19 protein-coding genes are annotated in these 18943 nt (G+C 71.5%); 16 read left to right on the forward strand and 3 right to left on the reverse strand.

Annotated elements, in window-relative coordinates; all coding sequences use genetic code 11:
- Window positions 1-8: 8 nt before the first annotated feature.
- From AB0I59_RS17850 to AB0I59_RS17880, 7 genes are all read left to right on the forward strand, one after another.
- Window positions 9-902 (forward strand): branched-chain amino acid ABC transporter permease, encoded by an 894-nt coding sequence (locus tag AB0I59_RS17850; protein WP_061255577.1) that lies wholly within the window; start codon window positions 9-11, stop codon window positions 900-902.
- Window positions 899-1999: a branched-chain amino acid ABC transporter permease gene (locus tag AB0I59_RS17855; protein WP_358133960.1), complete on the forward strand. Its 1101-nt coding sequence runs from the start codon at window positions 899-901 to the stop codon at window positions 1997-1999. Before AB0I59_RS17850 ends, AB0I59_RS17855 begins: the two co-directional genes overlap by 4 nt.
- Window positions 1996-2847 carry an ABC transporter ATP-binding protein gene (locus AB0I59_RS17860; protein WP_082776866.1) on the forward strand — a complete coding sequence of 284 codons (852 nt, stop codon included), beginning with the start codon at window positions 1996-1998 and terminating at the stop codon, window positions 2845-2847. The genes AB0I59_RS17855 and AB0I59_RS17860 overlap by 4 nt, the downstream gene beginning before the upstream one ends.
- Window positions 2834-3547: an ABC transporter ATP-binding protein gene (locus tag AB0I59_RS17865; protein ID WP_358133963.1), complete on the forward strand. Its 714-nt coding sequence runs from the start codon at window positions 2834-2836 to the stop codon at window positions 3545-3547. Before AB0I59_RS17860 ends, AB0I59_RS17865 begins: the two co-directional genes overlap by 14 nt.
- Before the next feature lie 70 nt (window positions 3548-3617).
- A complete protein-coding gene (locus AB0I59_RS17870; protein ID WP_358133966.1) occupies window positions 3618-4667 on the forward strand; it encodes a proline racemase family protein in 1050 nt (349 codons plus the stop codon).
- Window positions 4668-4725: 58 nt separating this feature from the next.
- A complete protein-coding gene (locus AB0I59_RS17875; RefSeq protein WP_061255580.1) occupies window positions 4726-5709 on the forward strand; it encodes an ornithine cyclodeaminase family protein in 984 nt (327 codons plus the stop codon).
- Entirely contained in the window at window positions 5706-6458 is a 753-nt protein-coding gene (locus tag AB0I59_RS17880; RefSeq protein ID WP_358133968.1) for a GntR family transcriptional regulator, read from the forward strand. The genes AB0I59_RS17875 and AB0I59_RS17880 overlap by 4 nt, the downstream gene beginning before the upstream one ends.
- 22 nt (window positions 6459-6480) lie before the next feature.
- Here the strand turns inward: AB0I59_RS17880 and AB0I59_RS17885 are convergent, their stop codons facing one another.
- The 3 genes from AB0I59_RS17885 to AB0I59_RS17895 form a co-directional block, all read right to left on the reverse strand.
- A complete protein-coding gene (locus AB0I59_RS17885) occupies window positions 6481-7413 on the reverse strand; it encodes an EamA family transporter (RefSeq protein ID WP_082776867.1) in 933 nt (310 codons plus the stop codon).
- A gap of 174 nt (window positions 7414-7587) precedes the next feature.
- Entirely contained in the window at window positions 7588-8355 is a 768-nt protein-coding gene (locus tag AB0I59_RS17890) for an ABC transporter permease (RefSeq protein ID WP_358133971.1), read from the reverse strand.
- A 52-nt stretch (window positions 8356-8407) separates the two neighbouring features.
- Window positions 8408-9358: an ABC transporter ATP-binding protein gene (locus AB0I59_RS17895; RefSeq protein WP_358133974.1), complete on the reverse strand. Its 951-nt coding sequence runs from the start codon at window positions 9356-9358 to the stop codon at window positions 8408-8410.
- A 401-nt stretch (window positions 9359-9759) separates the two neighbouring features.
- On the opposite strand from AB0I59_RS17895, the gene AB0I59_RS17900 reads away from it, so the two are divergent.
- From AB0I59_RS17900 to AB0I59_RS17940, 9 genes are all read left to right on the forward strand, one after another.
- Window positions 9760-10452, forward strand: coding sequence for a helix-turn-helix transcriptional regulator (locus tag AB0I59_RS17900; protein ID WP_228640155.1), 693 nt, complete (start codon window positions 9760-9762; stop codon window positions 10450-10452).
- Window positions 10449-11861 carry a Fe-S cluster assembly protein SufB gene (gene sufB, locus AB0I59_RS17905; protein WP_061255584.1) on the forward strand — a complete coding sequence of 471 codons (1413 nt, stop codon included), beginning with the start codon at window positions 10449-10451 and terminating at the stop codon, window positions 11859-11861. Before AB0I59_RS17900 ends, sufB begins: the two co-directional genes overlap by 4 nt.
- Complete coding sequence (gene sufD / locus AB0I59_RS17910; protein WP_061255585.1) at window positions 11861-12994, forward strand: Fe-S cluster assembly protein SufD; 1134 nt, start codon at window positions 11861-11863, stop codon at window positions 12992-12994. The genes sufB and sufD overlap by 1 nt, the downstream gene beginning before the upstream one ends.
- Complete coding sequence (locus AB0I59_RS17915) at window positions 12991-13305, forward strand: non-heme iron oxygenase ferredoxin subunit (protein WP_061255586.1); 315 nt, start codon at window positions 12991-12993, stop codon at window positions 13303-13305. The genes sufD and AB0I59_RS17915 overlap by 4 nt, the downstream gene beginning before the upstream one ends.
- Window positions 13306-13308: 3 nt before the next feature.
- The gene (gene sufC / locus AB0I59_RS17920; protein WP_061255587.1) at window positions 13309-14055 is read left to right on the forward strand and encodes a Fe-S cluster assembly ATPase SufC; all 747 of its coding nucleotides are present in this window, start codon (window positions 13309-13311) and stop codon (window positions 14053-14055) included.
- Window positions 14055-15317: a cysteine desulfurase gene (locus AB0I59_RS17925; protein ID WP_358133979.1), complete on the forward strand. Its 1263-nt coding sequence runs from the start codon at window positions 14055-14057 to the stop codon at window positions 15315-15317. The genes sufC and AB0I59_RS17925 overlap by 1 nt, the downstream gene beginning before the upstream one ends.
- Window positions 15318-15320: 3 nt before the next feature.
- Window positions 15321-15758 (forward strand): Fe-S cluster assembly sulfur transfer protein SufU, encoded by a 438-nt coding sequence (gene sufU, locus AB0I59_RS17930; RefSeq protein WP_061255589.1) that lies wholly within the window; start codon window positions 15321-15323, stop codon window positions 15756-15758.
- Between the two features lie 28 nt (window positions 15759-15786).
- Entirely contained in the window at window positions 15787-16152 is a 366-nt protein-coding gene (locus AB0I59_RS17935) for a metal-sulfur cluster assembly factor (protein ID WP_358133982.1), read from the forward strand.
- 555 nt (window positions 16153-16707) lie between these two features.
- Window positions 16708-18828, forward strand: a complete 2121-nt coding sequence (locus AB0I59_RS17940; RefSeq protein WP_435831002.1) for a DEAD/DEAH box helicase — start codon at window positions 16708-16710, stop codon at window positions 18826-18828.
- Window positions 18829-18943: the final 115 nt, after the last annotated feature.

The following is an 18943-nucleotide window of genomic DNA, read 5'->3' on the forward strand; positions in this document are numbered from 1 at the left end:
ATCGTGACATGTCACAGTTGGTCTGGAACGGACTCTTCGTCGGGTCGTTCTACGCGCTCGTGGCGCTCGGCTACAGCATGGTCTACGGGATCATCAAGCTGCTCAACTTCGCCCACGGCGACCTGTACATGCTCGGCGCGTTCATCGGCTTCGCCGTCCTCGGCGCGGCCGGTGGCGTGTCCGCGGGCATGGCCCTGCCCCTGCTGCTCTTCGTGCTCGTACTCACCATGGGCGTCACCGGCCTGGCCGGGGTGCTGCTGGAGCGGGTGGCCTACCGCCGGCTCCGCGGCGCCCCGCGCCTCTCGCTGCTCATCACCGCGGTCGGCGCCTCCTTCGCCCTGGAGTACGGCATGCGGGCCGCCTCGGGCGCCGACCCCCGCGTCTACCCGGTGCGGCTGGGCGGCACCTCGCTGGAGGTGTTCGGCGCCCGCGTCACCCTCCAGCAGCTCGCCCTGGTCGCCGTGGCCGTCCTCCTCATGATCGGCCTCAACCTGCTCGTCACCCGCTCCAGGGAAGGGCGGGCCATGCGGGCCGTCGCGCTCGACCCCAAGGCCGCCGCGCTCATGGGGATCGACGTGGACGCCGTCATCTCCCGGACGTTCTTCCTCGGCTCCGCCCTCGCCGGCGCCGCCGGAGTCATGGCCGGCGCCCACTACGGAAAGATCGACTTCATGATGGGCTTCCTGATCGGCCTCAAGGCGTTCACGGCGGCCGTGATCGGCGGCATCGGCAACATCCCCGGCACCATGCTGGGCGGGCTGCTCCTCGGCCTGCTCGAATCGTTCGGCACCTTCTGGCTGGGCGGCGAGTGGCGGGACGTCTTCGCCTTCGGCGTGCTCATCCTGTTCCTGACCGTGCGGCCGACCGGCCTGCTCGGCGAACGCGTCACGGAGCGGGTGTGACCGGGCCGGGGGACCAGGCGCCCACCGGCGCCGGCCCCGCCTCCGACACCACCACAGGCACTCCCGCCACGGGCACTCCCACCACAGGCACTCCCGCCACGGGCACTCCCGCCACAGGCACTCCCAGCAGGGGCATCCCGCCCCGCCGCACCGGACCCCGTGGCGCCGGGCCGCGCTCGATCGCGTCGCGGCTGATGGACAACCGGTGGGCCGGGCTAGCCGGGCTGCTCGTCGCGCTGCTCGCGCCCTTCGTCAACGCCACGCCGTACGCGCTGTCGGTGATGACCAGCGCCGCCATCTTCGTGATGCTGGCGGCCGGGCTCAACATCGTCGTCGGCTACTGCGGCCTGCTCGACCTCGGCTACGTCGCCTTCTTCGCGGTCGGCGCGTACACGAGCGGGGTGCTGTCCACCCGGTTGGGGCTGCCGCTGGTCGCCACGCTGCCCGCCGTGCTGGTGGTCACCGTGATCGCCGGCCTGGTCATCGGGGCCCCGACGCTCCGGCTGCGCAGCGACTACCTGGCGATCGTCACGCTGGGCTTCGGCGAGATCATCCGGGTGACCGCGAACAACCTCGACGTGACCGGGGGGCCGTCCGGGATCTACGGCATCCCCGGGCTGACCGGGGGCCCGGTCTCCTTCTACTACGTGACCGTGCTGATCGTCGCGCTCGCCGTGGTCGGTGCCGCCCGGCTGGGCCGGTCGCGCCTGGGCCGGGCGTGGCGGTTCGTCCGCGAGGACGAGGACGCCGCCGAGGCCATGGGCGTGCACACCTACAAGGTCAAGATGGCGGCCTACGTCGCCGGGGCGATCTGGGGCGGGCTGGCCGGGGTCCTGTTCGGAGCGCACCTGTCGGCGATCTCGCCGACGAGCTTCACGTTCCTGCAGTCCGCGCTGGTGCTGATGGCCGTCGTGCTCGGCGGCATGGGCTCGATCAGGGGCGTCGTCGTCGGCGCCGTGGTCATCAGCGTGCTGCCCGAGCTGCTGCGTGACCTGGCCGACTACCGCTACCTCGCCTTCGGCGTGCTGCTGATCATCGTGATGCTGGTCCGGCCGCAGGGTCTGTGGCCGGCCAGGTCCCGGGAGGCCGCCCAGTGAACAGCACAGTGAAGAGCACAGCGAACGCCCCGCTGCTGTCCGTCGAGGACCTGCGGCTCTCCTTCGGCGGCGTGCTCGCCATCGACGGGCTGTCCTTCGGCGTCGGCGAGGCCGAGATCGTCTCGGTGATCGGCCCCAACGGCGCGGGCAAGACCTCCGCGTTCAACTGCGTGACCGGCTTCTACCGGCCGACCGCGGGAGCCGTACGGCTGCGCGGGCGTGACATCACCGGGCTGCGGCCCTCGGCGGTGGCCGCGCTCGGCGTGGCGCGGACGTTCCAGAACCTTCGTCTCTTCGGCGAGATGTCCGTCCTCGACAACGTCAGGGCGGGCACCCACCTGCGGATCAGGCAGAACGTCTTCGACGCGCTGCTGCACACCCCGCGCTACCGCAGGGGCGAGCGGGAGAGCACCGAGCAGGCCCACCACTGGCTCGACTTCGTCGGGCTGCGCGGCGACAGGTACGGCCCCGCCCGCGCCCTGCCGTACGGCGAGCAGCGGCGGGTGGAGATCGCCAGGGCGCTCGCCCGTGAACCCGACCTGCTGCTGCTGGACGAGCCCGCGGCCGGCCTCAACCACGGCGAGAAGGCCGAGACGCTCGACCTCATCCGCCGCGTCCGCGAGCTCGGCGTCGCGATCGTCCTGATCGAGCACGACATGGGGCTGGTGATGGACGTCTCGCAGCGGGTGGTCGTGCTCAACTTCGGGCGGGAGATCGCCGACGGGCCCCCGGACGAGGTGCGGCGCGATCCCGAGGTCGTCGAGGCGTACCTCGGCAGGGACGCCGACGAGGCCGAGATCGAGGAGGCCAGGGCGAGCGTGGCGGGAGGACGCGATGGCGGCGCTTGAGGTCGACGGGCTGGACGTCCACTACGGCGGCGTCCACGCGCTGCGCGGGCTGTCCCTGACCGTCGGGGAGGGCGAGGTCGTCGCCCTGCTCGGCAACAACGGCGCGGGCAAGACGACGACCCTGTCGGCCGTGTCCGGACTGGTCCGGCCCAGCGCGGGACGGGTGGCCTACGAGGGGCGTGACATCACCGGCGCCAAGCCGAGCGCGATCGTCCGGCTCGGCCTGGTGCACGTCCCCGAGGGCCGGCGGGTGTTCAGCACGCTCAGCGTCCACGACAACCTCTTGCTCGGCGGGTACGCGGTGGGCGACCAGGCCGAGGTCCGGCGGCGGATCGACCGGGTGTACGCGCTGCTGCCCCGCCTGGCCGAGCGGAGCGGTCAGCAGGGCGGCACGTTGTCCGGCGGCGAGCAGCAGATGCTCGCCATCGGCCGCGCGCTGGTCACCGGACCCCGCCTGCTGCTGCTCGACGAGCCGTCCATGGGCCTGGCCCCGCTGGTGGTCGCCGCCGTGATGGACGTGATCAGGGAGATCAACGCCGAGGGCACGGCGGTGCTGCTGGTCGAGCAGAACGCCAGGGCCGCGCTGAAGATCGCGCACCGGGGATACGTCATCGAGAACGGGACATGCGTCCTGACGGGGACGGCCGCCGACCTGCGCGAGGACACGCGGGTCGCCGAGGCGTACCTGGGCGGCGTGTGATGGGCCCGCGCGTGATGGACATGCCTGTGATGGACATGGGGCGAGCGCTGGAACGGGAACGGACATCGGAGTGAGCACAGGGATGAACGCGGGGAGCGCGGCATGGGCGCCCGCCCGGATGGAGACGAGCCGGGACGTCCGTACGGTCGACTACCACACCGGCGGCGAGCCGTTCCGGATCGTGGTCTCCGGAGCGCCGGACATCCCCGGCGCGACGGTGCTGGACCGCAGGACGGCCGCCGCCGCTCCCGAGGTGGACGCCGTGCGGCGGCTGCTCTGCCACGAGCCGCGCGGCCACGCCGACATGTACGGCTGCTTCCTCGTCCCGCCCGACGACGGAGCCCACCTGGGCGTGTTGTTCTGGCACAAGGACGGCTACTCCACGGCGTGCGGGCACGGCACCATCGCCCTCGGCGCCTACGCCGTGGAGTACGGCCTGGTGCCGGCGGACCCCGACGGCGAGACCGGCGTCGCGGTGGACGTCCCGTCGGGCCGGGTGCTCGCGCGGGTGCGCTGCGCGGGCGGGCGGGTCGAGGCGGTGACGTTCCGCAACGTGCCGTCCTACACCGTCGCCCGCGACGTGCCCGCGCTCGGGACCGCGGTGGACGTGGCGTACGGCGGAGCCATCTACGCCTCCGTCCCGGCCGCCGCCTTCGGCCTCGCGGTGACCCCGGGAGACCTCACCGAGTTGATCGCCCTCGGCCGGGCGATCAAGGCCGACCTGGCCGGGCACCCGTCGGCGCGGCATCCCGTGGACGACCGGCTCTCCGGCATCTACGGCGTGATCTTCCACGACGATCTCGGGTCGGACGGCGACCGGTACCACCAGCGCAACGTGACCGTCTTCGCGGACGGGGAGGTCGACCGGTCCCCGTGCGGGTCCGGCACCGCCGCGCGGCTGGCGCTGCTCGCCGGGGACCACCCCGACCCGAGGACGGTCACCCTGCGGCACGAGGGCATCGCGGGCAGCGTGTTCCTGGCGAGCGTGGCCGCGGTGACCGAGGAGGCGGGACGGCCCGCGATCGTCCCGGAGATCGAGGGCACGGCGTTCCGCACCGGGGAGCACCGGTTCACGCTCGACCCCCGGGATCCCCTCGGCACCGGATTCACCCTCCGGTGACGCGGGCGGGACGAGACGAGGACGCGAGACGCGGGGGCGAGATGAGGGGGATGGGCGGATGAACGGAGTGCCCCACCTGGACGACGGGCTGCCCTATCTGGACGGGGATACGGTGCGCGGGCTCGTGCCGCCGGGCCGGGCCGTCCAGGCTCTGGAGGACGCGCTGCGCGGCGGGCTCGACCCCGAGACGACCCCGCCGCGGCCGGTCGTCGACGTTCCGGCGGGGCAGCTCCTCCTCATGCCCGCGTTCTGGGGGGCGTACGCGGGCGTCAAGATCGCGACGGTGGCGCCGGACAACCCCAGGCGCGGGCTGCCCCGGATCCAGGCCGTCCACCTGCTTCTCGACGCCGCCACGCTGAGCCCCGTGGCGACGATGGACGGCACGGCGCTGACCTCGCTGCGCACGCCCGCGGTCTCGGCGCTCGCCGTACGGCGTCTCGCGTCGCCGGACGCCCGGTCGCTGGTGGTGTTCGGCAGCGGCCCGCAGGCGTGGGGGCACGTGGCGGCCCTGCGGGAGGAGCGGCCGGTGGATCGGGTCACCGTGGTGGCCCGCGATCCCGGCGGCGCGGCCCGGCTGGCGGAGCGCTGCGCCGCCGAGGGGCTGACCGCCCGCTCCCATCCCGCGTCGGATCCGGCGTGGCACCGGGCGGTCGAGGAGGCCGACCTGATCGCCTGCTGCACGACCGCGAGAACCCCGCTGTTCCCCGGCCGTCTGGTCCGCGACGGCGCCGTGGTCGTGGCCGTCGGATCGCACGAACCCGGCGCGCGCGAGCTGGACGACGACCTCGTCGCCCGGGCGGTCGTCGTCGTGGAGGCCCGCTCCGCGGCCCTGACGGAGGCCGGGGACCTGGTCGTCCCGATACGGGACGGTAGGATCACGGCTGACCATCTCGCCGGGAACCTCGCCGAACTCGTCGCCGGCCGTGTTGACCCCGGTTCGGGCCCCCGCGTCTTCAAAAGCGTGGGCATGGCCTGGCAGGACCTTGTGGTCGCCGCCGCCGCGTACGAGGCGTGGACCTCCCGGCGGGGAGATCTCCAGTGAGCACGAAAGAGGGTGGGGACATGGCGCCTTCGGCCGCGGACGGGCTCGGCCTGCCGTTGGTGGGCGAGCGGCAGAGCCTGCGCGAGCAGGTGGCACAGGCGCTGCGGGACGCCCTGGTCGCGGGCGAGATGCGGCCGGGCGTGGTCTACTCCGCGCCGGTGCTCGCCGCGCAGTTCGGCGTGTCCGCGACCCCCGTACGCGAGGCGATGCTCGACCTGGCCAAGGAGGGCCTGGTCGAGGCTGTGCGCAACAAGGGTTTCCGGGTGACCGAGATGACCGACCGCGATCTCGACGAGATCACCGAGATCCGCCAGCTCATCGAGGTCCCGACGGTGGCCCGGCTGGCGGGCACCCGCGCGGCCGCCGACTTCGAGGAGCTGCGGCCGGTCGCGGAGGAGATCGTCGCGGCGGCGCGGAGCGGCGACCTGATCGCCTACGTCAACGCCGACATGCGCTTCCACCTGGGGCTGCTGAGCCTGTCCGGCAACACGCACCTCGTCGAGGTGATCCGCGACCTGCGCGGCCGGGCCCGCCTGTACGGCCTGCGCGGCCTGTCGGAGCGCGGCACCCTGATCAACTCGGCCCGCGAACACGTCAGCATCGTGGACGCCCTCGTCCGGGGCGACGCGGGAGCGGCGGAGCGCGTCATGAGCCACCACATCCAGCACGTGCGCGGCATCTGGGCCGACAAGCCCGAGAGCCTGGAGCGGCCGGAGAGCGCCGGACAGCCGGGGAATCCGGGAGCGTAGGCCCGCCCGACCGGTGCCCGGTTCAGCCGGATCTGGTCGCGCCGATGGAGGCGATGACGACGCAGCCGATCGCCGCCCACTCGCGCACCTCGAGGAACTCGCCGAGCACGAGAAGGCCGACCATCGCGGCGACGGCGGGTTCGAGGCTCATGAGGATGCCGAAGACCCGCTTCGGCATCCTCCGCAGGGCCTCCAGCTCGATCGAGTACGGGATGACCGAGGAGAGCAGCCCGACCCCGGCCCCCAGCAGCAGGATCTCGGGGCGCAGCAGATCGGCGCCGCCGGAGGCCACCCCCACCGGGGCGACGGCGATGGTGGCGACGACCATGGCGAGCGCGAGCCCGCTGGACCCGGGGAACCGGGCGCCGGTGGCCGCCGACAGCACGATGTAGGCGGCCCACAGGGCGCCCGCGAGCGCGGCGAATCCGATGCCCACCCAGTCGGCGCCGTCCGCCCCGCCCCACGGCGCGAGCAGGATCACCCCGGCGCCGGCCAGCGCCACCCAGAGGAGGTCGAGCCGCCGCCGGGAGGCGACGACCGCCACGGTGAGCGGCCCGATGAACTCGATCGCGACCGCGATCCCCATGGGCAGCCGGGCCAGCGCCTCGTAGAACGACAGGTTCATCAGGCCGAGGCTGAGTCCGAAGGCGGCGCCGACGGCGAGGTCGCGCCGGGTGAGACCCCGCAGGCGGGGTCGGGCCACCGGCACGAGGATGAGCGCGCCGATCGCGATCCGCAGGAACACCACGGCGCTCGGCGACAGCTCGGCGAAGAGGTTCTTGGCCAGCCCGGCGCCGACCTGCACGGACAGGATCGCGAGCAGCACCAGGCCGGGCGGCGGGATCGAGTCCGACGCCGCCCGCAGCAGCGCGCCGGGACCGGCCCCGGCCCGCCGGGCGCGGAACGGCCTGATCCGGTACGGCTCCGCCGCCCCCCACACGGGTTCAGCCGTCATCCGGCCGCCACCTCCCACGTTCGTCGACCGCCTCGTACCGGCGCCGACCACTCGATCCGAGCGCAGAACCTATCGCCTCGGTCTGAGCCGCATGGCACCGAGGTCGGGCTCGTCCGCCGTGCTCGCCTCCGTGCCGTTCTCCCCGGCGCCGTTCCCCGGCCCTCTCCCGGGCGCCTACTCCCAGCGGAAGGTGCGGCCGGCCAGCCCGAGCGTGACCACCGCCCACACGAGCAACACGAGCACCGGGCCGGTGGGGAACCCGCCGCCGGAGGCCAGCACCGAGCGCATGCCGTTCGTCAGCGCGGTGATGGGCAGGAGCTCCAGGATCGGGCGGACGCCCTCCGGGAACGTGGCGACCGGGAACACGACGCCGCCGAGCCCCAGCAGGACGAGGTAGACGAGGTTGGCCGCGGCCAGCGTGGCCTCGGCCCTGAGCGTGCCGGCGATCAGCAGGCCGAGCCCGCTGAACGCGGCCGTGCCGAGCACGATGAGCAGCGCGATCCAGAGCGGGTCGCCGTGCGGGGACCACCCCATCAGCAGCGCGACCACGGTGATCACCGCGACCTGGATCGCCTCGACGCCGAGGACCGCGGTGGTCTTGGCGAACATCAGCCCCGGCCGGGACAGGGGCGTGGCGCCCAGGCGCTTGAGCACGCCGTACCGGCGTTCGAACCCGGTCGCGATCGCCTGGCCGGTGAAGGCCGTCGACATGACCGCGAGCGCGAGCACGCCGGGGGTGACGAAGTCGACGCGGGTGCCGTCCACGCTGATCAGGGGCGCCCGTGAGAAGCCGACGAGCAGCAGCACGGGGATGATCAGGGTGAGCAGCAGCTGCTCGCCGTTGCGCAGCATGGCGCGCATCTCCGCGCCCGCCTGCGCCAGCACCATCCGCGGCAGCGGGGCCGCCCCCGGACGGGGGGCGAAGTCGAGCGTCGAGGTCATCACGTGGTCCGATCGGAGGAGGCCGGCCGCGCCTGGCCCCGCCTGAGGGGGGTCATCGCAGCTCCCGGCCGGTGAGTTCGAGGAAGACGTCTTCGAGGGTGCGCCGCTCGATGCTGAGGTCCTCGGTGGTGACGCCCTCGCTCGCGCACCACGCGGTGACCGTCGCGAGCAGTCCGGGGGCGACCTGACCCTCGATGATGTAGTGCCCGGCGGGCGACTCCTTGGCGGCGCTTCCCTGCGGCAGGGCGCTGAGCAGCTCGTCCAGGTTCAGCCCGGGACGGGCCCGGAACCGGAGCTGGCGCTCCGCGCCGGTCAGCGTCGCGGGGGTTCCGGTGGCGACGACCCGCCCATGGTCGATGATGATCACCTGGTCGGCGAGCTTCTCCGCCTCGTCCATGTAGTGCGTGGTGAGGACGACGGACACCCCGGCCTCGCGCAGTCCGGTGACGACGTCCCAGCAGGCGTACCTGGCCTGCGGGTCCAGGCCCGCCGTCGGCTCGTCGAGGAAGACCAGCTCCGGCCGCCCCACGATGGCCCCGGCCAGCGACAGCCGCTGCTGCTGCCCGCCGGACAGTCGCCGGTACGGCGTACGGGCGTGCTCGCTCAGGCCGAGGCGATCGAGGAGCGCGGCCGGGTCGAGCGGGTGCGCGTGGAAGCGGGCCATGAGGCGCAGCCACTCCCCGGCGCGCATCGCGGGCGGCACCCCTCCGCTCTGGAGCATCACGCCGACCCGCGCCTTCAGGGCGGAGTCGGACGGGTCGCGGCCGAGCACGCGCACGGAGCCCCCGTCCGGTCGGCGGAATCCCTCGCAGATCTCGATCGTGGACGTCTTGCCCGCGCCGTTGGGGCCGAGGATCGCGGTGACCTCGCCGCGGGCGCAGGACAGCGTCAGCCCGTCGATCGCGGTGGTGCGACCGTAGCGTTTGACGAGGTCGCGCACCTCGACCGCGGGAGCGCTGGCCGCGTCTCCCGCGGATCGCGTGTTCGCGGCGTCCGGCATCATGGTTCTCCTGCCTGCCGTCCGCACCATGGCAGACACCGGGGCACACAGTGGCCAGCAGTCCCCACGCTACCGGCCTCCCCCCAGCCAGATGGGACACACTTCTTGACGAAACGAGTCTAGGGAGGCGACGGCGTGCCTCCGCCGCCGGAGGTCTCCTCGCGCGTGCCGGGGCCCGTCCGAGCAGGTTAGGTAAGGCTACCCTGCGTGACAAATTGCATTCCGGACGGCTCCCTCTTCATTTGTGGCGCGGGAAGGAATTACGGCACACTGATGTTGTGAAATACGTGCCCGGGAAGACGTACGCCGAGAACTCCGCCACCGCGCGGCGATCCGGCGCGTCCGAGAGCACAGCCGGGAACACGTCCGGGAACACGTCCGCCGCGAACGCCTCCGCCGCCCATCTGTCGGCCGAGCGGGGCACACGCGCGCGGGTCGCGCGTCTCATCCTGGAACACGGCCCGGTGACGGCCGCTTCCCTGGGCGAACGGCTGGGGCTCACGCCCGCCGCCGTCCGCCGTCACCTGGACGCGCTGCTCGCCGACGGGATGATCGAACCCCGTACGGCACGGCCGCGCGGCCAGCGGGGCAGGGGCAGGCCGGCGAAGCTGTTCGCGATCACCGACGCGGGTCGCAGCACCTTCGTCCACGCCTATGACGACCTGGCGGGCAGCGCGCTGCGCTTCCTGGCCGAGCGCATGGGCGACGAGGCCGTGTCCGAGTTCGCGCGGGCACAGGTGTCCGGCCTGGTCAGCAGACTGGAGTCGGTCATGCGCGAGGTCCCCGCCGACCAGCGGATCCGCGTGCTGGCCGAGGCGCTGTCCGCCGAGGGCTACGCGGCCTCGGCGACCGAGACGGGCAAAGGGGGCGAGCAGCTCTGCCAGCACCACTGCCCGGTCGCGCACGTGGCCGCGGCGTTCCCGCAGCTGTGCGAAGCCGAGACGGAGGCCTTCGGGCAACTTCTCGGCACACCGGTGCAACGACTGGCCACGATCGCCAACGGCGACGGGGTCTGCACCACACACGTGAGTTCTCACGCGTTGGCCGTACGGCACGCGCGTAGTCATGAAACGACGAGCAAGGAGTCCGGAAGGTGACTGTCACCGACCGCCCGGAGCTTGAAGGCCTCGGGAATTACAAGTTCGGCTGGGCCGACTCGGACGTGGCCGGTGCCGCGGCCCGCCGCGGTCTCTCCGAGGAGGTCGTCCGCAACATCTCCGCGCTCAAGAACGAGCCGGAGTGGATGCTGGACCTGCGCCTCAAGGGCCTGCGGCTGTTCGGGAAGAAGCCCCTGCCGACCTGGGGTTCGGACCTCACCGGCATCGACTTCGACAACATCAAGTACTTCGTGCGCTCCACGGAGAAGCAGGCCGCCTCCTGGGACGAGCTGCCCGCCGACATCAAGAACACCTACGACAAGCTCGGCATCCCCGAGGCGGAGAAGCAGCGCCTCATCGCCGGTGTCGCCGCGCAGTACGAGTCGGAGGTCGTCTACCACAAGATCCGTGAGGACCTTGAGGAGAAGGGCGTCATCTTCGTCGACACCGACACCGGCCTCAAGGAGCACGAGGAGCTCTTCAAGGAGTACTTCGGCTCGGTGATCCCGGTCGGCGACAACAAGTTCGCCTCGCTGAACACCGCGGTCTGGTCCGGAGGGTCGTTCATCTACGTCCCGCCGAACGTCAACGTGGAGATCCCGCTGCAGGCCTACTTCCGGATCAACACCGAGAACATGGGCCAGTTCGAGCGCACCCTGATCATCGTGGACGAGAACTCCTACGTCCACTACGTGGAGGGCTGCACCGCGCCGATCTACTCGTCCGACTCGCTGCACTCCGCGGTCGTCGAGATCATCGTGAAGAAGGGCGCCCGCTGCCGGTACACGACCATCCAGAACTGGTCGAACAACGTCTACAACCTGGTCACCAAGCGCGCCGTGGCGTACGAGGGCGCGACCATGGAGTGGATCGACGGCAACATCGGCTCCAAGGTCACGATGAAGTACCCCGCCGTCTACCTCATGGGTGAGCGGGCCAAGGGCGAGACCCTGTCGGTCGCCTTCGCCGGTGAGGGGCAGCACCAGGACGCCGGCGCCAAGATGGTGCACCTCGCGCCGAAGACGTCGAGCACGATCGTGTCCAAGTCCGTCGCCCGCGGCGGCGGCCGCACCTCCTACCGCGGTCTCGTGCAGATCGAGGAGGGCGCCGCCGGGTCGGCCTCGACGGTGAAGTGCGACGCGCTGCTCGTCGACCAGATCAGCCGCTCCGACACCTACCCCTACGTCGACGTCCGCGAGGACGACGTCTCGATGGGACACGAGGCCACGGTCTCCAAGGTCTCGGAGGACCAGCTCTTCTACCTCATGAGCCGCGGCCTGAACGAGGACGAGGCGATGGCGATGATCGTGCGCGGCTTCGTCGAGCCGATCGCCAGGGAGCTCCCGATGGAGTACGCCCTGGAGTTGAACCGCCTGATCGAGCTGCAGATGGAAGGGGCCGTCGGCTGATGGGTCTGGAAACGATGCCGGTGTCCAAGCTCCACGCGGAGTCCTCGTACGACCCGGCCGACTTCCCGGTGCCGACCGGCCGCGAGGAGGAGTGGCGCTTCACGCCGCTGTCCCGCCTCAAGGGACTCCACGACGGCACGGCCGCCCCCACGGGGAACGTCGTGATCGACGTGGACGCGGCGCCCGAGGTCACCGTCGAGACGGTCGGCCGCGACGACGCCAGGATCGGCCAGGCGTACGTGCCGGCCGACCGGGTCAGCGCGCAGGCGTACGCCTCGTTCGAGAAGGCGACGATCATCACGGTGCCCCGGGAGACCGTGGCCTCCCGGCCGACCGTGGTCAACGTGCGCGGCCTCGCGGAGGGCGCCGGCCACGGGGCGGCCTTCGGCCACATCCTGGTCAAGGTCGAGCCGATGGCCCAGGCGGTGCTGGTCCTGGACCACACCGGCGGCGCCGTCTACGCCGACAACGTCGAGTTCGCGATCGGCGAGGGCGCCACCCTCAAGGTCGTCAGCCTGCAGGACTGGGCCGACGGCGCCGTCCACGTCTCCCACCACCACGCCCAGCTGGGCAAGGACGCGACGTTCCGGTCCTTCGTGGTGACCCTCGGCGGCGACCTCGTACGGCTCTCGCCGTCCGTGTCGTACAGCGCGCCGGGCGGCGACGCCGACCTGACCGGCCTCTACTTCGTGGACGCCGGGCAGCATCTGGAGCACCGCCTGTGGGTCGACCACGCCGTGCCCAACTGCCGCAGCAACGTGACCTACAAGGGTGCGCTGCAGGGCGAGGGAGCGCACGCCGTGTGGATCGGCGACGTGATCATCCGGGCCGAGGCCGAGGGCACCGACACCTACGAGCTCAACCGGAACCTCCTCCTCACCGACGGCGCCCGCGCCGACTCGGTGCCGAACCTGGAGATCCTCACCGGCGAGGTCGCCGGGGCGGGCCACGCCTCCGCATCCGGCCGTCTCGACGACGAGCACATCTTCTACCTGCAGGCCCGCGGCATCCCGTACGACGAGGCCAGGCGCCTCGTGGTGCACGGCTTCTTCGCCCAGCTCCTGGAGAAGATCGAGGTCGAGGAGATCCGCGAGCGCGTGCTGTCCGCAGTGGAGGCTGAGCTCGCGCGATGAGTTTCGAGAAGGTCTGCAAGGTCAGCGACATCCCCGACGACGGCGCCCTGGGCGTCGAGGTCGGGGAGACCCCGGTCGCGCTCGTACGCACCGGCGGTGAGGTCTTCGCGCTGCACGACGTGTGCTCGCACGCCGAGGTGAAGCTGAGCGAGGGCGACGTCTACGACCACACCCTCGAGTGCTGGCTGCACGGCTCGTGCTTCGACCTGCGCAGCGGCAAGCCCACCGGCCCGCCGGCCACCAAGCCCGTGAACGTCTACCGAGTCAAGATCGACGGCGATGACGTGTACGTCTCGCTCTCGAAGGAGTAATACGTGTCAACCCTTGAGATTCGTGACCTGCACGTCGCCGTCGGCGACAAGGAGATCCTCCGCGGGGTCAACCTGACCGTCAGCGCGGGCGAGACGCACGCCATCATGGGGCCCAACGGCTCCGGCAAGTCCACTCTCGCCTACGCGGTCGCGGGGCATCCGAAGTACACCATCACCTCCGGCAGCGTGCTGCTCGACGGTGAGGACCTGCTGGCCATGTCGGTGGACGAGCGCGCCCGCGCCGGCTTGTTCCTCGCGATGCAGTACCCCGTCGAGGTCCCCGGCGTCAGCGTCTCCAACTTCCTGCGCTCCGCCGTCACCGCGGTCCGCGGCGAGGCCCCGAAGCTCCGTGACTTCGCCAGGGACCTGAAGAACGGCATGGACGCCCTGTCCATCGACTCGGCCTTCGCGCAGCGCAACACCAACGAGGGCTTCTCCGGCGGTGAGAAGAAGCGGCACGAGATCCTCCAGCTCGAACTGCTCAAGCCGAAGATCGCCGTCCTGGACGAGACCGACTCGGGCCTCGACGTCGACGCGCTGCGCGTCGTCTCCGAAGGCATCAACCGGTTCCGCGCCTCCGGCGACACCGGCGTGCTGCTGATCACCCACTACACCCGCATCCTGCGTTACGTGCAGCCCGACTTCGTGCACGTCTTCGCCGGCGGCCGGATCGTCGAGGAGGGCGGCCCCGAGCTCGCCGACAAGCTGGAGGACGAGGGATACGAGGCCTACGTGAAGGCGTCCGCGTAATGAGCGTTCCGAGCTTCGACGTGGAGAGGATCAGGAAGGACTTCCCGATCCTCTCCCGCGAGCTGCCCGGCGGCCGGCCCCTGGTCTACCTCGACTCGGGCAACTCCTCCCAGAAGCCCAACCAGGTGATCGACACGATGCGCGAGCACCTGGCCCAGCACTACAGCAACGTCGGCCGGGCCCTGCACGCGCTCGGCAGCGAGTCCACCGAGGCGTACGAAGCCGCCCGTGACAAGGTGGCCGGGTTCATCGGCGCGCCGTCGCGGGACGAGGTCATCTTCACGAAGAACGCCTCCGAAGCGATCAACCTGGTCGCCTACGCCTTCGGCAACCCCATCAACACCGATGACAGGTTCCGCGTCGGCCCCGGCGACGAGATCGTCATCACGGAGATGGAGCACCACTCCAACATCGTTCCGTGGCAGCTGCTCGCGCAGCGCACCGGCGCGAAGCTGCGCTGGTTCTCCGTCACGGACGAGGGCCGCCTCTCGCTGGACGACCTCGACGAGCTGGTCAACGAGCGCACGAAGATCGTCTCGATCGTGCACCAGTCGAACGTGCTCGGCACGGTCAACTCGATCTCCCCGATCCTGGCGCGGGCCCGCGAGGTCGGCGCGCTGATGATGGTCGACGCCTCCCAGTCGGTGCCCCACCAGCGGGTGGACGTGGACGACCTCGACGTCGACTTCGTCGCCTTCACCGGGCACAAGATGGTCGGCCCGTCCGGCATCGGCGTGCTCTGGGGCCGCCGCGAGCTGCTCGACGCCATGCCGCCCTTCCTCGGCGGCGGCGAGATGATCGAGGCGGTCTGGATGGACCGCTCGACCTACGCCCCGCTGCCGCACAAGTTCGAGGCGGGGACGCCGCCGATCGTGGAGGCCGTCGGCCTCGGCGCCGCGGTCGACTACCTCACGTCGATCGGCATGGACGCGATCAAGCAGCACGAGAGGGAGCTCACCGGCTACGCCCTGGAGGCGCTGCGGGAGATCCCGGGGCTGAGGATCATCGGTCCGCGCACGGTCATCGCCCGTGGCGGCACGGTCTCCTTCACGCTGGAGGGCATCCACCCGCACGACGTCGGCCAGATCCTGGACGACGTGTTCGGCGTCGCCGTCCGGGTAGGACACCACTGCGCCCGTCCGCTTCACCTGCGGTTCGGAATTCCGGCGACCACGCGGGCGTCGTTCTACCTGTACAACACGACGGCCGAGATCGACGCTCTGGTTCGCGGCCTCCACCATGTCCAGAAGGTGTTCGGCTGAGCCATGATCGCTGAATCCATGTACCAGGAGCTGATCCTGGAGCACTACAAGCATCCGCAGGGCCGCGGGCTGCGTGAGCCGTACGACGCCGAAGTGCACCACGTCAACCCGACCTGCGGTGACGAGGTCACCCTGCGGGTGAAGCTGGGCGACGGCGGCAAGGTCCTGGACGTCTCCTACGACGGCCAGGGGTGCTCGATCAGCCAGGCCGCCGCCTCCGTCCTGTACGAGCTCGCCACCGACTCCACGGTCGAGGAGTCCCTCTCCGTCGTCGACGAGTTCACCCGGCTCATGCAGGGCCGGGGCCAGGTCGAGGCGGACGAGGACGTCCTCGGTGACGCCGTGGCCTTCGCCGGTGTGGCCAAGTTCCCCGCCCGGGTCAAGTGCGCTTTGCTGTCCTGGATGGCCTACAAGGACGCGGTACTGCGGAGCCAGGCGTGACCCCTCGAACGAACGTAAGGAGGATGGCGTGAGCAAGCCGACCGAGACCCCCACGGCGACGTTCGACGGAGAGACCTCCCTCGACGACGTCCTGGAGGCGCTGAAGGACGTCGTGGACCCCGAGCTCGGGATCAACGTGGTCGATCTCGGCCTGATCTACGGAGTTAACCTCGACCCCGCCGGTGCGGGCGAGCAGCCGATCGCCACGATCGACATGACGCTGACCAGCGCCGCCTGCCCGCTGACCGACGTCATCGAGGACCAGGCAAACTCGGCCCTCGCCGACCTCGTGTCCAGCGTCGTGATCAACTGGGTGTGGCTCCCGCCGTGGGGCCCGGACAAGATCACCGACGAGGGGCGCGAGCAGCTCCGCATGCTGGGGTTCAACGTCTGACCCCGGGTCGTACGGCCCCTGAGGGGCCGCGCCGGCCGATCATCCGGCCGATCCACCGATGGTGCCGCGTCACGCACGATGAGGCGGCACCATCGGCATGATCGGCCGACCGGTCGGCCGTGTTCAGCCGTGCGCCGGGGACGTTCGTCGTGATGTTGACGTCCCGGGGAATGGTGTATGGTTGCATCTCGTTATGCCCGAAGCGACTTGAATGACGGTGTCCGTGACAAGGCCGCTCGTATCGACGCGAGTGCCCTGCACGTCTGCGGGAACGCCGAAGTCGCCGGTTTGACCGCAGTGCCGCATCACCAACGCGCAGATCGCGTGGCACTGCCGCCCGACGCAGGGGCCAGCCCGCCGGATGAATCGGCGGCGCCGGACTTTGTGTCCGTCCAGGAAAGCAGTCCTGGAAGCTCCGCCCTGAACACCCCTGCGTCCGAATGAATGTATGAAGTACGGCCACGCCGTACCCGTCCTGGCTCGTCCTTTCGCAGAAGTGACGCGCCCCCGTGTTTCGACACGTCATCTTCGATGAAAGGCACGAACCTCGTGACCATGCTTGACGCTGGCCATATTTCCCCCGATTCGTCCGTGGATTCCTCCACGGTCTCCTCCGCGCCGTCCGAGGCCCCCGACGCCGAGCAGGCGAACGGCTTCGCGCTGCTCGGCCTGCCGAGGCCGCTCGTCTCCGGGCTGGCCAGGGAGGGCATCACCGCGCCGTTCCCCATCCAGAGCGCGGCCATCCCCGACGTGCTCGCCGGACGTGACGTGCTCGGCCGGGGCCAGACCGGCTCCGGCAAGACGCTCGCCTTCGGCCTGCCCACCATGGCCCGCATCGCCGGGGAGCGCGCGCTGCCCAAGCGCCCGCGCGCCATCGTCCTCGTGCCCACCCGTGAGCTGGCCCTGCAGGTGGCCGACACCCTGGAGCCGCTCGGCCGGGGCTTGTCGCTGCGTACCAGGACCGTCGTCGGCGGCATGTCCATGGGCAGGCAGATCGAGGCGCTGCGGCGCGGCGTCGAGATCGTCGTGGCCACCCCCGGGCGCCTGACCGACCTCATGGAGCAGGGCGAGTGCTCGCTCCAGGACGTCCAGGTCACCGTGCTCGACGAGGCCGACCACATGTGCGACCTCGGCTTCTTCCCCGTGGTGAGCGCGATCCTCGACGCCACCCCCTCCGACAGCCAGCGGCTGCTCTTCTCCGCCACCCTCGACGGTGACGTGGACAAGCTGGTCCAGCGCTTCCTCACCGACCCGGTGACGCACTCGCTGGCCCCGGCGACCTCCTCGGTCGAGACCATGGAGCACCACCTCTTCCAGGTCCACAGGGACGACAAGGTCGACGTGACGGCCGAGATCGCCAACCGCGAGGGCCGTACGATCCTGTTCGTCCGCACCCAGCACGGTGTGGACCGGGTCGTCAAGCAGCTCGCCCGGGTCGGCATCCGCGCCGGCGGCCTGCACGGAGGCAAGCGGCAGAACCAGCGCACCCGCATCCTCGGGGAGTTCCGCGAGGGCAACGTGAGCGTGCTCGTCTGCACCGACGTCGCCGCCCGCGGCATCCACGTCGACGACGTCAGCCTCGTGCTGCACGTCGATCCTCCGATGGACCACAAGAGCTACCTGCACCGCGGCGGTCGTACGGCCCGCGCGGGCGAGAGCGGCAGCGTCGTGACGCTCGTCATGCCGAACGAGCGCCGCTCCACCGACGCGATGACCCGGCGTGCGGGCATCAGCCCGTCGCGCCACCGGGTTCGCCCCGGTGACTCGGTGCTCACCGAGGTCGCCGGCGCGCGTCAGCCCAGCGGCGAGGCGATCCCCGTGTGGGAGCCCGACGTGCGCAAGCCGCTGCGTCCGCGCCGTGAGGGCCAGGGCGGGGAGGGACGTTCCCGCCGCTTCGGCGACCGCCGCGACGGCGGACGGCGCTTCGAGGGCCGGTTCGACCGCGACAGCCGTCCGGGCCGCGACGGTGGACGGCGCTTCGAGGGCCGGGGGAGTGACGAGCGCGACTCCGAGAACCGTGTCGCCGAGCACACCGGCGCCGAGAACCGGGGCTTCGAGAGCCGGAGCCAGGAGAACCGCTCGTTCCAGGGCCGGGAGCACGGAGGGGCCCGCGACGGAGCGCGCCCGTTCCGTGGCGACCGTGACAACCGTCCGTTCCGCGGTGACCGTGACGGCGGTTCCTACCGGGGCGATCGGGAGAGCCGTCCCTTCCGTGGCGACCGCGACGGCGGTTCGTTCCGCGGCGACAGCCGGGGCGCCTACCAGGGAGACCGTCCCGCCTACCAGGGAGACCGTCCCGCCTACCGTGGTGACCGTGACGGCGGTTCGTTCCGCGGCGACCGTGACGGCGGCGACAACCGCCGCTACCAGGGGGACCGCTCGCGCGGTTCCTGGAGCGACAACCGGGGTTCGTACGGCGGCTTCCGGGGCGACCGGTCGCGTGGAGGGAACGGCGAGGGCCGCCCGGACCAGCGTGGCGCCGGCTTCCGTGAGGGCGACCGCGCCGGGGACCGCGGCGGCGCTCCCCACGAGGGCCATCACCGTGACGGTTACCGCGGCGAGCGCCGTCCGGACAGCCGGGGCGACTTCCGCGCTCCGCGCGGCGGTGGCTTCCGCCAGGGCGGCCGTCCGGGCGGTCGCGCCGGAGGCCACTCCGGCAACCGTTCCGGCCGCTGAACACACACCGTTCGATCCGGCAGGCGCCGGTGCCCCGCGGGGGGCACCGGCGCCTGCCGCGTTTCGGCGGACCCGCCTGACGGCCCACCCTCTCCGGGCCCGGACCCGGCGTGGT

The sequence above is a fragment of the Microtetraspora glauca genome, from assembly GCF_040656155.1.
Lineage (GTDB): Bacteria > Actinomycetota > Actinomycetes > Streptosporangiales > Streptosporangiaceae > Microtetraspora > Microtetraspora glauca.

Coding starts and splice junctions, on each gene's coding strand:
- AB0I59_RS17850 (WP_061255577.1), top strand. CDS start 9: ATGTCACAGTTGGTCTGGAACGGACTCTTCGTCGGGTCGTTCTACGCG.
- AB0I59_RS17865 (WP_358133963.1), top strand. CDS start 2,834: ATGGCGGCGCTTGAGGTCGACGGGCTGGACGTCCACTACGGCGGCGTC.
- AB0I59_RS17875 (WP_061255580.1), top strand. CDS start 4,726: ATGAACGGAGTGCCCCACCTGGACGACGGGCTGCCCTATCTGGACGGG.
- AB0I59_RS17885 (WP_082776867.1), bottom strand. CDS start 7,413: ATGACGGCTGAACCCGTGTGGGGGGCGGCGGAGCCGTACCGGATCAGG.
- AB0I59_RS17890 (WP_358133971.1), bottom strand. CDS start 8,355: ATGACCTCGACGCTCGACTTCGCCCCCCGTCCGGGGGCGGCCCCGCTG.
- AB0I59_RS17895 (WP_358133974.1), bottom strand. CDS start 9,358: ATGATGCCGGACGCCGCGAACACGCGATCCGCGGGAGACGCGGCCAGC.
- sufD (WP_061255585.1), top strand. CDS start 11,861: ATGGGTCTGGAAACGATGCCGGTGTCCAAGCTCCACGCGGAGTCCTCG.
- AB0I59_RS17915 (WP_061255586.1), top strand. CDS start 12,991: ATGAGTTTCGAGAAGGTCTGCAAGGTCAGCGACATCCCCGACGACGGC.
- AB0I59_RS17925 (WP_358133979.1), top strand. CDS start 14,055: ATGAGCGTTCCGAGCTTCGACGTGGAGAGGATCAGGAAGGACTTCCCG.
- sufU (WP_061255589.1), top strand. CDS start 15,321: ATGATCGCTGAATCCATGTACCAGGAGCTGATCCTGGAGCACTACAAG.
- AB0I59_RS17940 (WP_435831002.1), top strand. CDS start 16,708: ATGCTTGACGCTGGCCATATTTCCCCCGATTCGTCCGTGGATTCCTCC.